This is a genomic window from Maribacter stanieri (assembly GCF_900112245.1).
Lineage (GTDB): Bacteria > Bacteroidota > Bacteroidia > Flavobacteriales > Flavobacteriaceae > Maribacter > Maribacter stanieri.
This window is the reverse complement of sequence record NZ_FOYX01000007.1, coordinates 1-15,586: the sequence shown is the minus strand read 5'-3', so window position 1 is coordinate 15,586 and position 15,586 is coordinate 1. Positions and strand designations below refer to the sequence as shown.

5 protein-coding genes and 1 pseudogene are annotated in these 15,586 nt (G+C 35.7%); all 6 read right to left on the bottom strand.

What is annotated here, in order from left to right:
* A pseudogene (locus BM296_RS19240) lies at positions 1 to 1,151 on the bottom strand (hypothetical protein); the annotation flags it as partial.
* A 390-nt stretch (positions 1,152 to 1,541) separates the two neighbouring features.
* Positions 1,542 to 6,578: an FG-GAP-like repeat-containing protein gene (locus BM296_RS19235; protein WP_177214986.1), complete on the bottom strand. Its 5,037-nt coding sequence runs from the start codon at positions 6,576 to 6,578 to the stop codon at positions 1,542 to 1,544.
* A 237-nt stretch (positions 6,579 to 6,815) separates the two neighbouring features.
* Positions 6,816 to 11,288, bottom strand: a complete 4,473-nt coding sequence (locus BM296_RS19230) for a Calx-beta domain-containing protein (RefSeq protein WP_091905795.1) — start codon at positions 11,286 to 11,288, stop codon at positions 6,816 to 6,818.
* Positions 11,289 to 11,616: 328 nt separating this feature from the next.
* On the bottom strand, positions 11,617 to 13,557 hold the full coding sequence (locus BM296_RS19225; RefSeq protein ID WP_091905803.1) for an OmpA family protein: 1,941 nt from the start codon (positions 13,555 to 13,557) through the stop codon (positions 11,617 to 11,619).
* Between the two features lie 15 nt (positions 13,558 to 13,572).
* On the bottom strand, positions 13,573 to 14,526 hold the full coding sequence (locus BM296_RS19220; RefSeq protein ID WP_091905791.1) for a PorP/SprF family type IX secretion system membrane protein: 954 nt from the start codon (positions 14,524 to 14,526) through the stop codon (positions 13,573 to 13,575).
* 13 nt (positions 14,527 to 14,539) lie between these two features.
* A partial coding sequence (locus tag BM296_RS19335; RefSeq protein ID WP_177214985.1) for an Ig-like domain-containing protein occupies positions 14,540 to 15,586 on the bottom strand: 1,047 nt, incomplete at its 5' end.

Sequence of the window (15,586 nt, the reverse complement as noted above, 5' to 3'; positions counted from 1 at the left end):
TCATCCATATATGTATATACTCCGTCAACAGCTGGTGACATCGTGGATATAGATGTATCGCTGATCGTTGTATCTACACCTGCAGCATTCGTGAAAGTATATGTTCCGTCCAAATTATCTACCAAGGCTACTGTTCCTGCTGATGCATTGATCTCATCGATTGCATCCTGAACGTTCGTTGCGGTCAATAACGATGTGGAATTATCATACGGATTTGCATTCGCGTTCGTGTCGATGGTTTGTACCGCACCCGTTTCATCCATATATGTATATACTCCGTCAACCGCTGGTGACATCGTGGATATCGATGTATCGCTGATCGTTGTATCTACACCTGCAGCATTCGTAAAAGTATAGGTACCGTCCAAATTATCTACCAAGGCAACCGTTCCTGCTGATGCATTGATCTCATCGATCGCATCCTGAACATTCGTTGCGGTCAATAACGATGTGGAGTTATCATACGGATTTGCATTCGCGTTCGTATCGATAGTTTGTACCGCTCCCGTTTCATCCATATATGTATATACTCCGTCAACAGCTGGTGACATCGTGGATATCGATGTATCGCTGATCGTTGTATCTACACCTGCAGCATTCGTGAACGTATATGTTCCGTCCAAATTATCTACCAAGGCAACTGTTCCTGCCGCATCATTGATCTCATCGATCGCATCCTGAACGTTCGTTGCGGTCAATAACGATGTGGAATTGTCATATTCAATTTCAGCAGCAGTTCTATCTAAAGAAGCTAAATCTACTGTAACTATATTTCCATCTTCAATTTCTAATGACAGAATATTTGTAGATATATCAAAAGTGAAATTTTGCAATTGCTGATCATCCGTAGTTGTCAGTTCCCAAGTGGTTCCATTCCAATAGTAAATGGTTCCGGTATCTGTATTAACATACAGATCCCCTAAATCGGCACCTGCCGGTGTACCTACCCCTGGTGCAGAAACATCTGTACCTTGCAGTACTTCACAATTACATTGATCTTCTAAAGTCACAGTTGTCTGTGCCATAGAGATACCAGATATTAGTAAAGTAAATAGTACCATTATAAATTTAATGGCATTACTTAGGTTCGTAGTAGTTTGACTCTTCATACTTTTATTATTCAATTCCACCTTCAATAATTCGTTGGTCATATAGGTTTTTCAAAATGTTAGCTCCAGAAGTATTCTATCTATTTTGAACAAGACGGATCACTGGTATTCACATTACACAAATATTCATTATAAGTACTGCACCCTAAAATAAATGTTGTGTAGACCAATATTTACGCTATATACTTCTATAAAGGTGAGGTTTGGGTTTGTTAAATATTTATAAATTTTGATTGTTGTTCGTCGAAGATGCGTTGTTATACGGGAAGTTATTGCTACTATAAAAAACCAGAAAATTTTCAAATTATATATAAAAAAACCAACTTTTTAAGATGTTGGTTTTTTTATATATTTTCAATCTTACGTTGATAATTTAAACCCACGGATAGCATGCATTTTTGTATTATAATTACTCAAAATAGCGAACTATAATTAATTGGGTTTTATACGATATGTAATTCGTTTATTTGTAATAACAGTTCTAACTTTTATAGAAAGTAACGCAGCATTTGAAGTTATCACAGTACACGTGTTACTACTATTTGAAACCAATACTCTATACGAATATCCTTCTTTTTGTTTTGGGGAATTCAACACTGTCAAAGATGCTGTTTGAGCTCCAGTATGATCACTATCGTTTACTACATTAGCAAAACTTACACCATCTACACTCACTTGCCATTGATAGGTGTCTGCATTTGTAACTGACGTTGTAAAAGTAGCATCATCACCTGTTAATACCATTTGATCTTGTGGCTGATCTGTAATAACTAGAGCGGCCGTAACTTGTAAAAAATCATAATCGCCATTACTATCACCATCTGCCGGTGCAGCGTAAGAAGCTGCTACCACAGACCCATCTGTATTTACCGTTGGTACTCCTGAGCCATACATTCCATTATTGTCCAAGTCTGTATTTCTATCTGCATAAGCTTCATCAGCATCATTACAACCATCAGCATCACTATCATAATCCAAATGATTAGGATTTCCATCTCCATCTAAATCATCTGTTCTACAAGCAGTAATACCAAATGCAATATCATCAATTATTGAGTAGTCTTGAGATGAATCATTTACTTGACCGTATACATAAAAACGAAATGTATATTCCGTATTCCCATCCAAATAAACCGGACCATTAGCTAAATGCTGAAAAGTAGCATATACACCGCCATTATCGGTATGAAAAACATCTGTTGACAACGTGGTCCAAACATTAGAACCAGCTCTTGTAAAAGCTGTAGCAGAGTAATAAGAATCACCTAGATCTGGTCTATACCAACCAGAACGTATTTCATTTAAAGCCAAAGAAGAAACCTCTGAACTGGTTGTAAAAGATATCTCAATATAATCTCCATTCTGAACTGCCTCTTCTTTGGTTTCAGAAGAAAAAGATTCTATTCTCATATTACTACCGGATACCGCAAATTGAGAACCATTCGTTATCATAGTCTCCGTATCACTTAATACCCAATCTTCAATTTTTGAATCATAGTCGGTATCCATTTCTAAATTTCCTGCAGGTGTATTCAACGTCCATGCAAATTCATTGGTTACACTATCTATAGATTCATCACAATCTGACACCCCATCATTGTCATCATCAACATCACAACCATCTGGTACACCATCATTATCACTATCTATAGCATCATCAAAATAAGGACACTTGTCATTTGCATTATTAACACCATCTCCATCATCATCACACAACCCTGAAGTAACGGTATAATCTGCACTACTTCCTTTTCCTTGACCACCGTTTACTATTTCGGGCACTCCATTTACATCAACACTGCCTGAAATACTACCATCACCATTTAAATTTGAAAAATCTAAATTATCAGCTCCTTCCAGAGCATCAAAACAACCATCGCCATCACTATCCAGATCATAAATATCTGAAGTTCCATCACCATCCAAATCGCCGCAACCAGTATTCAATGTAATATTATCAATGTACATTCTGTCGTGATTTGTCTGTGTGGCAACACCGTTAAAACGAAGCTCTACCGTATTACTAGTTGGAACAAATGAAAATGACCGTGTAGTCATGTTCAATGTTTCATTATCATTCTGAGAACGACCACCGTTATTTGTTACTATCTGATTTGAAGTTTCCGTAAATTGCTGAACACCTTCAATTAATACATTTAGGGTAACTTCTTTACCATAGTTATTATCTGATCCTACATCGAAAGTAATTGTATTGACCGCACCTGATGTTACATTTATAGTTTGATAAAAACTTGCGGTACCAGTACCGTTCCATTCTGGAAACCAAGCTCTATTGGCATTTCTATTCCATTGTTGTCCAGAACCTGTCCAACCCGGAGAATTAAATATCCAATACCCAAAATCGTGGTTATTTACCGTACCGGAAGATTTAGAGCATTCTATGGTATCTAAAATACCATCATTGTCATTATCTAAATCGCAACCATCAGGAACTCCATCATTATCATTATCGATTGCATCATCAAATCCTTCACATTTGTCATTCGCATTATTTACCCCATCATTGTCATCATCACAAAGACCCGAAGTAACAGAATCATCTACACTACTGCCTTTACCTTGTCCACCACTTACTGCTATGGGCACACCATTTTCATCTACAGCACCTGCTATACTACCATCGCTATTTAGATCTGGAAAATCTAAATTACTTGCTCCTTCCAAAGCATCAAAACAACCATCGTTATCGCTATCTAAATCTAAAGCATCTGGAGTACCGTCACCATCAGTATCTAAACATTGTGTAGTTGGCGCTATACTTACCAAATCTACAGCTGTCCCATTTGACGTGCCATCTGGAGTGGCATAAAATTGTATTGTTGAGGTGGTAGTTGTTGCTACAAAATTACGTTCGTAATAAAACCACTGCTTAGGTCCTCGTATACCACTTACCAACCCCTCTGCCGTAAAGTTTAGCGTTTCATCAATAAGATGGTTATTACTTGCATCTATAATATCGATATCTAATATAACCGGTGCTCCAACTTCATGACCAATATCTTCTCCCCAATAAAAAGATACCGTATAGGTAACACCTATTACAGTATTAACTTCTTGAGAAAGCGTATTGTTCACTCCTCCCGTAACGTTATTATTTCCTGTAATATCTACATATTGATTTCCATGATATGCTGGCGCATAGATATCTGTTGTCCAAGATGGACTTCCTAAACCTACCCAACCATCTAAATTCGTAGTATAGCTCCAACCTGTTAATTGATTTGAATTATAAGTTGCTCCTATAAACGTTCCCGATCCATCTGTAAATCCGTCGGGAAAAGTTGCCGGATCCGTAAAATCTTGCATCTCAAAAGAAGGGTTGATTATTAGATTACCACAACCTTCATCGTAATCAAGAATACCATCGTTATCATTATCAAGATCACAAACGTCATTTATTCCATCACCATCGGTATCTATTCCAGAAGGATCTGTACAACGTTCAATAATACGCACAGTAGCAGTATCACTTTTACCCAAGGAGGGACAAAGAGAATCTGTAGAATCTGTAATAGTATAATCAAAAGATGTTGTACCAGGAAAAGGTGTTGCGCCACTATATGTATAGGTTACAATTCCGTTTTCAGCATCATCGATAACAACAGTACCAATAGCTGGTTGAGTTACATTTTCTATTGAAAAATTTTCCCCATCTGGTTCAGAATCGTTTGTAAATAAGTGGATTTGAACAGAAACCGAATTTCCATAAGCCACTCGCACTTCATCATCCTCTGCAATTGGAGCATTAGGATTTTCGATTAATTCTGCATCTGTTGTTGTTAAAGTATAGTGATTTGTACCCGCAATTGTACTTGGTTGCGCTATTGCCGTTGCTACTAACCTTGAATAGCCACTTGGCTCAGAAGTATCATAGAAATTAGGATAATGAACTTCTATAATATAGGTTTCATCTTCCCCTAAGGGCAAACCAAAATGAACTTCTTCCGGTTGCTGTGTACCATGCCCGTACACTCCATTTACCTGCCTTAGTCCACTAATTATATTTCCGGAACAATCTCTAATTAATACGTTAGTACCAATAGCAACCCTCCCTAAAAAGCCGCCTGTAGAACCATCTGCACCTCTATCTTCTGTAACATCTATTAACAAGTGATTATTTCGGTTGGCTGCCGGTAAATTATTTATGTAAAGTTGATTGCTATTATTATTAATACTGATATAAATATCAAGATCCCCGTCATCATCAATATCTACCATGGTGGTGCCTTCACCATCTCTACCTGAATTAAATTGTTGAGAATCTAAAGAGAAACTCATTGCTGATCCACTACCAATTACACCTGGTGCCGGTGTAGGACTGTTCAATTGATTTATGTATAAATAACTTCTACTGTTACCTACAAGAATAATATCTATATCTCCATCATTATCTATATCTCCACCAGCCAAAGCATCTATGCGAGCACCAGAACTACCATTATTTACATTACCAGGTTGCGGCAATCCTGGAAAAGATGAAGCACCTAAGGCTGTAAATACCCCTCCTCCATCATTTCTGTGTATTTGTGTTTGACCATTTTCTGTCCAGACCGCATCTAAATCTCCATCATTATCCAAATCCCAAAGTCCATTACCTCCTTTGTTGTTATTTGCTGCCTGCCCTAAATCTGCACCATTAGAAAAATTCCCTCCTTGGTTTAAGAAAAAATCATTCTCATCTCGCTTACGCATAAAAATATCTACCCAACCGTCATCGTTAACATCTGCCGCAGTACCATAATCACCATCTGTAGCAAATTGATTTAACCCAAACTCAGTGACCCCACTTCCATTACCTGTTGTAATATGAGTAAATAAAACATTAGGGGCTGGATTGGCTACTGTATGGGTTGTATGATCAATAAAATTATTTCGTAATAATTCTATACCCATATCGTGATTATCAAAGAAAATATCTAAATCTCCATCTCCTTCAAAATCGAAAAACCCGGTTCCTTCAGAATTTACATTTGGCACATTAATAGTAGCACCTGTTCTACCAATAGTTATTGGAGCTGTACCACCTATACCATTACCAAAGGTACCATTAGCGTTCTGAATAAAAATTTGAATTGCATGTCTAGAATTAGCATTACCAGAAGAGTTGATCATAAAATCTGGTTTACCGTCGTTATTTATGTCTCCCCAAACGGCTTGTCTTTCTGCCCAGTCTCCTGGCATACCAGGTACCAAGGTTGGTTGTACATTGGTAAACGTGTTGTTACCATTGTTACGCATTAAAAAACTTTTTATGTTTTGGCTATTGTTATTCTCTAGAACAAGAACATCTAGGTCTCCATCATTGTCAAAATCTGACCAAGCATGACCACCATCTTTTGGTTGGCCTAAATTTAAACCAAACGAAGCTGCACTTTCAGTAAAAGTTGTTTGTGAAATTATTTTTGAACTTGATAATAAGGCTATACTGATAAAGCCTATATAACTCAAATTTATCCTCTTTATAAGAGAAACCCCCATGGAAAAATTTTTATAATGCCAATAAGGGGGAATTATTTAGCATGATTTCTTATGATAAAAATCCGCTGATTTTAGAAGGCTAAGAAATTAATGTTGCCAATGAAGACAAGGGTAAGGTTAACTAGTCAAAAAATGTGGTCTAAACCCTAAACACCAATAAAACACAGAGCTAACAAGTTTTTTTTGTAAGAATTATCTGTAATAATTTTAATTACTTTTTATACGATACGTAATATTTCTATTGGTAATTACCGTGTAAGCCGAAATTATAACTTCTGGTGAGAACTCAGACGTTGAATTTGACCTTGTTCCTGTGGTGGTTATTAGATCTCCTACGGTTGTACCTGATGGTAAAGGGAATACGAACTTATATTTATTAGTATTATCAGTATTTCCGTCATTATCAAGATATAATGATGATGTTGCATCTTGATCATCTGAACTACCTTCTACCGCTGTACCTATATAAATTTGACCTTCACCATAATCTTGAGTCAGCCCCAATTGATTATCACCTAATGTAGCTGTGCCTTCATTTATATCAGTAAAAAATACCTCAACGGTTGACCCTGGTGAAGTCCACCCGGTTACTACTAGATTGTTTCCAGAAATAAATGCAGAATTAATAACAGGGAAGTTTTCTAAATTATTAGGTCCTGAATCTGAATCTGCTGTATCATTTAGAGTTACACCATCCATATCCAAATCTATACCTAAACTTGGAGTTACCGTTCCATTAGCATAAATAGAATTTTGACTAATTAAGTTTGATGAACCGTCAACAATAGCAATACCGGCCCCACCATTTTGATATATTTTATTATTTGTTACCGAAGAACCATTACCAGCCAATTTCACAGCCATTTGCTGTGGATTTCCTTGACAATTACCACCATCTTGACCTGATGTTGTTAAAGAATTTTCAGTAATAATAATGCTATCTACTTTATCTTCACCATCAATAGCAGTGGATGCCGATGCTTCAATAAAGTTCTGCCTAATAATAACACCAGCCCCATCTTCAAGTAAAATAGCATCATCACAAGCTGTACTACCATTATTTATAAAATGATTATTCTGGATGATACTTGAATTACCACCATCTATTAAAATAGCTGACTCTGTTATGGTCGAAAGATAATTTCCATCTACATTAATATCCGCTCCTTTATTTTCTACTCCTACTTTTAAATCGCCCGAATTGTTAGCTGTAGCATCAACACCTATTAAGTTTTGAACAACATTTAAAGAGCCTTGTTCCGCTACTATCGCTGAATTCTTATCTGCAAATACACTTAAATTTCTAATGGTAACATTAATCCCTTCTGAGATAAACACATCGCCTTTGTCTCTATGAACCTGTATTTCTGGTCTCTCATAATTTGGCAATGCTATATTAGAAACCCCAACAGATGTACCGCCAGCACCAACTGTACCCGAATTAACATCACCAGAATAAGCTGCTTGGGTTCTACCATCTATTATTGTATTTGTACCTGTAATTGTTGATAATTCATTTGAATCATCAATTAAAATATTAAAATAGCCTGCAGCATTATAATTTACATCTGCCGTTCTACCAAAACTATCACCAGTTGGTGGTATCATGAAAATAGATACATCTTCTTCCACTGCTGGGTCAAATATTGAATTAGCCTCAATATCAAGACCAGTTTCACCTAGCGTATTACTGTTCAAAATAAATTGTTCAAGAGAACCTTGACCAAATTCATTTGTATTTACAATAGTATTGAAATTGAATCCGAAATTGATACCAACAACACCATTTCCTGACACCTCAACACTAGAGATACTTTGTGCATTATTAAAAACACCTAAGGATACATCTTGATTTGCAGTTGGATCTGTTCCTCCAATTTCATCAATCACATCAATAATATTACTACTGACCATTTCGGACTTATATGTTTGAACTGGGTAACATGACGAACAATTTGCCCCACTATCTCTAGTAGACCGAACAGTTGAACTTACTACTTTTATAAAATAGTCCCCATCAGCCATACCTCCAAATGAGTAATTCCCATTTGCCTCTGTATTTTTTCTTTGGATGAATGTGCCAGAAGAATCAAAAAGTTCTACAATTGCACCTGAGATTCCTATCCCTCCAGAAGCCAATTGATCACGACCTGCACCACCAGGGTAATTAACATCTTCAAAAACACGACCTGCAATTAAGTTTGATGGTACTTTCAGCACCACTGCTGCAGAAATCACAAAATCCTGACCTACATCAACATTTGCCGTAACTTCACTATCTGCTGGTTGTATAAAAGATGATATATCATACGTGTCTAAATCTACACCATAAGTACTGGCATTATTATAAACCGGCGGACCTACAGTATTGTCGTAAATTGTAGAATTGTAAGAATTATTACCTGTCTGTCCTCCATCTCCGGTAAGTACAAAATTTTGATTTCTTTGGTTGGTAATGGACAATTCTTCTGGGTTGGTAGAACCTGAACTAGATCCATTAAGATCGGGATCTCCCTCCCATGATAAAAATGAAGCCTTTGCTCCTGTACCAGATATGGCATAAAACGAATCTAAAGTAAATGAATTGCCTTCATTACTAAGTCCGTCAAAACCTTGATATAAATTAATATTCACAGCAGGTAAAGAACGATCTTCATAAAACACCATTAAAGCCCAACCTCCAAGAACTGTACTTGTAGTACAATATTCTCCTGTGTTATTAATTGTAAGGTCACTAAAATCAAAAACGTTATTTGATAAATCGGTTACACCTTGAACTATTGTGGTTACATCACTTACGTATCCAAAAAAGTTTCTGTTACCCAATGAAGTTTGATATAGAAAATTAGCCGAAACACTTTGCCCTTCAAAAGTTACATCTGCATCACGTACTGTACTAGAATGAGACCAATACAAATATGCTCTTTCTACTGTTGCCGTTGCCGGAACAGGGGAAACCAAACTATTGGATGATGATGTGGTAACCGCACAAGGACTAGCTCCATTAGGACTCGTACGTAAGGTCCCACCTGTTGTTGAATAATCATAATACCCATCAAATTCTTGAAACAATGTTAAAGGATCATTTGCTAAAATTTGAGAATTAATGGTTCCTTTACCCGAATCGTTATAGTTCACAACTGCATACTGAGCATTTGCCCCTGTAAAAACAATATCAAAATCTTCTGCAAATTCAGGCACCCCATCATTAGCTATAGGTACCGATATGGTCTGAACATTATTCAATTCACCCGTGAAAGTTAAAGTACCAGATGAAGCGGTATAATCACTTCCTGCTAATGCTAATCCGTCTACTGTTTGAAAATCTACAGTAAAGGGTGCTTCAACAAAACCAAACAAGAATACGTTCCTTCCATGTGCTGCTCTCGTTGATCTTACTGTAAAAACTGCATTACCTACATCTTCATCAATTGTAATATCCTCTATTATGATAATGGGTCCATCAGGAAAACAATTAATTTCTGCCTCCCAGCCTGCTCCTGTATTACTTCCGTTAGATACAAACCTAAACGTTAAACAACCTGAAGCTGCCGAAGAATTAATAGAAGTAGGAACATTTGCACTATCATATTGACCGATTAACGTAGCTCCTGTAGAATTACCATCATATATATATAATAAATCACCAGAAACAATTTCAAAACTTGTAAAATTGATATTTAAGTACGTATCTGCCGTATCTGGACATATCGTATAAGTTACATCCTGATTATTGCTGTAATTAGAAAGTCCTCCTGGATCAAAAAACGTATCACTACACGTAGTCGCGCTACCACCATCGGTCATTATAAGGGCATCGTCATCTATTATGGTCCCTGTTGCCGTATCGCTAATATCTACTTGGGGGTCTGATACCAGAGTAAATTCTAATGTGAAATCTTCCGGATTTTCTATAGAACCGTCATTTAATATTGGTACAGTAATAGTTTCGGTATCCCCTGCAGTTCCATTAAAATTTAAAATACCGGATGCAGACGTGTAATCACTGCCATCTATTGCAGATCCATTAACCGTTTGGTAATTGACCGTAAAAGGAGTTGTTGCGTTCGAACCGGTATGCCGTACAGTAAAAATTGCATTGCCCGCGTCTTCATCAACTGTAACATCATTAACTTCAATAACGGGTATAGAAGCAGGAAAAGTTGCAGATATCTGAAAATTATCGATATAAGCATAATCATTATTATTCCAGTTACTACCTGATTTGGCAAATCTTACAGTAGTGGTTGCTGAAATAAAACCAGATATATCTTGACTATAAGTACCTGTATTATTATTACCACTAATTGTACCTATTGTGGTATAAGACGCGCCCCCGTTATTAGAAATTTGTATTCCTAATGCTCTTCCTCCGGTGAGACTAATGGTTCTATAATCAAAACTAAGCACCGCTGTTGCCGCTCCATTAAGATTGGCCGATCTTCGTATATTTTCCGACCATATATAAAAAAGCTCTAGTCTATTGCTACTTATTCTAATGTATTGACTTGTTGGTCCATTATCTGAATCGCCTGTTTCAATCCAATCTGTAGAAAAGTTAGAGCTACCATTATTATTTGAATATGATACATTGCTAAAATTATCACGATAAGTTTCTTGCGCATAGAAACTTGTGGCACACATTAGAACGAATAAATAACAGAAATACTTTAAACTCATAAATATTTGTAAGTAATATAACTTTACAGAAAATATTCTGCAATACATATCATCTGTAAAAATAGCTAGGAGTTCAGGTCATCCCTAAAATTTGTTGTGAAGTAAGGCTATTAGCAAGTGAACGCTTAAAATACTGCTGTTTAGCCTTTTAAAATTACTATTTAAATTGCTTTTTTTGCTTGCATTTCATCTATTGTACACCTAAAAATATGACACTATCAGAGTTTTAAAATATATGGCATTATAAATTTTTATACATTGCTTTATCATAATAAAAAAAGCGACCAATTATATTGGTCGCTTTTTTTATTACAAATTTATTTTAAAATTACTCTAGGATAATAAACTCTGATCTCCTGTTAATATCATGCTTAGCAGCTGAACATTTAACTCCATCAGAACACTCATTAAGCAATTTGGTTTCACCGAAACCTTCACTAACCAGCCTGTCTTTAGATATACCTTTTTTTATCATGTAATTAACAGTAGATTCGGCTCTCTTTTGTGATAGCCATAAATTATAAGCAGCTGGACCTCTACTATCTGTATGAGAATTTACTTTTAATTTTAAACTTGGATATTTTTCCATAGCGGCAATAACCTTTTCAATTTCTACTTCAGAATCCTTTCGGATATCATATTTATCAAAATTAAAATAGATAGTACTCAATTGGAGTAATTTTGCTAAATCATCACCAAAACCGGCAGTTATATTATCCCTTTCCAAATAAAAATCAATAATCTTTGGCTTCCCATCAGACACTCCGATATACTCTTCAAATGGAACATAACCTTCCATTAAAGCTCTGACAAAATTACCTTTAGTACAATCTAATTCCAAACTATACGTACCATCAGAGTCAGTTATTGTAGATAATAATTCTTCATTATTTTCATTAATGACTTTAATAGTAGCCCCAACTAATAATTCATTAGTAATTTTATCTCTTACGGTACCAGTTATTTTCTGAAGACAGTCAAAAACCAAAGGTTTCGTTTCTGTAAAGCTGTAAATATCATCGAAGCCTAAACCTTCTTCACGATTTGATGCTACATATCCAGTTCTTTGCTCTTCATTAAAAATAAAAGTAAAATCATCACTGTTACTATTTACTGGCTTACCAACATTTAAAACTTTTCCAGTAAAATCTTGCCTCTTTATTTTAGTAGCAAACACATCCAAACCACCAAGCCCTGGATGACCATCAGAAGAAAAATACAATATATCTTCACTAGTAATATAAGGAAAGGTTTCTCTTGCTTCTGTATTAATATTTGAACCTAAATTTTCGGGAGTTCCAAATGAACGATCTTCATTGATAGACACTTTAAATAAATCTGATTCACCAAATGTACCTGGCATATCTGAAACAAAGTATAAGGTTTTCTCATCTGGACTTAAAGCAGGGTTAGCTACAGAATAAGAATCACTATTAAAAGGCAATTCTTCAACTTCCCCCCAAATACCTTCATCCGTTAGTACAGCTCTTAAAATCTTTAGTCTTACAATACCTTTATCATCTTTTACTGTTTTTCTTTTTTCAGAATTGTTTCGTGTAAAATACATGGTCTGACCATCCTTAGTGATAACTGAAGTAGATTCATGATAGCGAGTATTTACATTTTCTCCAAGTTTTTTGACATGATTTATAGAAGAACTATCTGCGTTAACTTCATACAGGTCTAAAAAATCTTTTGCGTTCCAGGTATGACGATATCTTGCGAAATTACCAGTATCTCTATCAGATGAAAATATTAATCCTTCTTTATAAAATGAAGGTGCAAAATCGGAATAAGGCGAATTATATTCAAAAGGACCTAAGTTATACCTTCCTGAATTTTCTTCAATTTCCGACATAAAATTACGATCATCATTAAATGCAGTAGCACGACCATCACTCTTAGTTATCTCGATAAATTTGTTCATCACTGAGCCGGATGTATCGTAATCACCTATTGTTTTAAGCGACTGAGCATATTTAAAATAATCTTCTGCCGTTACATCTACTGAATAGTCCGCGACTAATTGCTTGTAAGTGTCAGCAGCTTCCTTGTAATCAGCATTATAATAGTAAGAATTACCTAATTTTCTTAGCAAATCTGCTGATTCATACCCCTTGTCCAATACCTTTTTATAAATATCGATTGCCGGACTAAAAGAATATGATTCAAACTTTTCATTCCCTTTTTGAATTAGGCGTTCTTGGGCTTTTGTCAACCCATGAACAAACAATAACATCACTAAAATAAACTTTACTTTATGTTTCATATATAAGTTTGCCATTTAGAAAAAACGTGGTGAAACCAGTCTTTGAAATGATTTTACCAATTCATATCTTAAAAGTACTTCAAATGACCCATCATTAAACTGAGTTCCTCCCAAATCTGTTGTTTCCCTATCATATGCTAAGCCTATCATGAATTGATCTGAGATTTGAAATCCGGCCATAGCACTTACAGCAGCATCCCACCTGTACGCTGCTCCAAAAGTAAATTTGTCATTAAACATAAAATTGGCAGATACATCAACCTGTAAAGGAGCACCTCCTACAACTTTCGTTAGCAATGCGGGTTTAAATTTCAAGTTTCCGTTTAAATCAAAAACATATCCCGTAATTAAATAAAAGTTGATTCTTTCCTTAGATAAAAACTTAACACTGTTTGCACTTTGTTGAGAATTATCAAAATGCTCTGTTTGAAATAAATTTGGAGCTGATAGACCAGCGTAAAATTCATTTGAATGATAATACAGACCAACACCAACATTAGGTGAAAACTTATTTTCAATATTATCTGAATCTACAGGTTCCGAATCAAAATTACGTAGTTGATTAAAATCAAGGTTTAGTAAATTCCCGCCTGCTTTTAATCCAAATGATAATTTACCTTCTGCCGAAACGTCTATAGTATAAGATACAACAGCATCGAAATATGTTTCCTGTACAACACCGTTACCTATCTCATCATTTACAATTGAAACTCCATACCCAAGCTTACTATTTCTAATTGGGGATTGAATGTTTAATGTTTGGGTTTTAGGAGCTCCTTCAAGGCCAACCCATTGAGATCTATATAATCCGGTGATACTTAATTGCCCCCTTGATCCTGCGTAAGCAGGGTTTACACTCATTGTGTTAAACATATATTGGGTATACTGAGCATCTTGTTGGGCAACGGCACTACTACAAACGAGCAACAAACATCCAAACAGGATTAAAAACTTATTTTTAATATTCATATTTTATCAACTATTATCTACTAATATAAAGATATTCACTATCAACTTTGCTTTCTCCTTCAAAGGTAGTATAATCAAAAATATAGAAATATATTCCTGCAGGAAGATATTCATCTACCCCTAATGTAGACCTACCTCTTGATCGACCATCAAATACATTATTTTGATTATTATAATTCTCGCCTTCATATACAGCTACACCCCATCTATTAAAAATTTTCAATGTACTGCTACGAATTTTATCAACTCCTCTTATAAACAAGAATTCATTTCTACCATCCCCGTTCGGCGTAACCATTTGATTTACCTCTATTGGATTGTCGTCTATATCCGTAGAATCATTATCAACAACTGTTATTTCAACTGTTGCAGAATCACAATTATCAAACACATCACATACAGTATAATCAATCATATCTATTCCTTCAAAACCATCGTTTGGAGTGTAAATAATAGTATCATCAGAAATATCGTCGGGTGTGCCGCCATCATTGATTTCAACCGTTCCATTTGATGGGTCAGTTACGGTCAATGTCCCATCATTTGGAACTCCAAGATCATTTTCTAAAATATCGATATCGATTGGTGTATCAATTGGTGTAGAGACAAAATCATCAACAACATCTAAAGCTACTGGTTCACCTACAGTAATGGTAACGGTCGCAGTATCACAGTTACCTTCTGCATCACATACAGTATACTCAATAATATCTATTCCTTCAAAACCATCGTTTGGAGTGTAAATAATAGTATCATCAGAAATATCGTCAGGAGTGCCGCCATCATTGATTTCAACTGTACCATTTGATGGGTCCGTTACTGTCAATATCCCATCATTTGGAACTCCAAGGTCATTTTCCAATATATCGATGTCGATTGGTGTATCAATAGGTGTAGACACAAAATCATCAACAACATCTAAAGCTACTGGGTCACCTACAGTAATGGTAACAGTCGCAGTATCACAGTTACCTTCTGCATCACATACCGTATATTCTATTACTTCAGTTCCTTCAAAATCATCGTTTGGTGTATAAATAATGGTATCATCAGAAATATC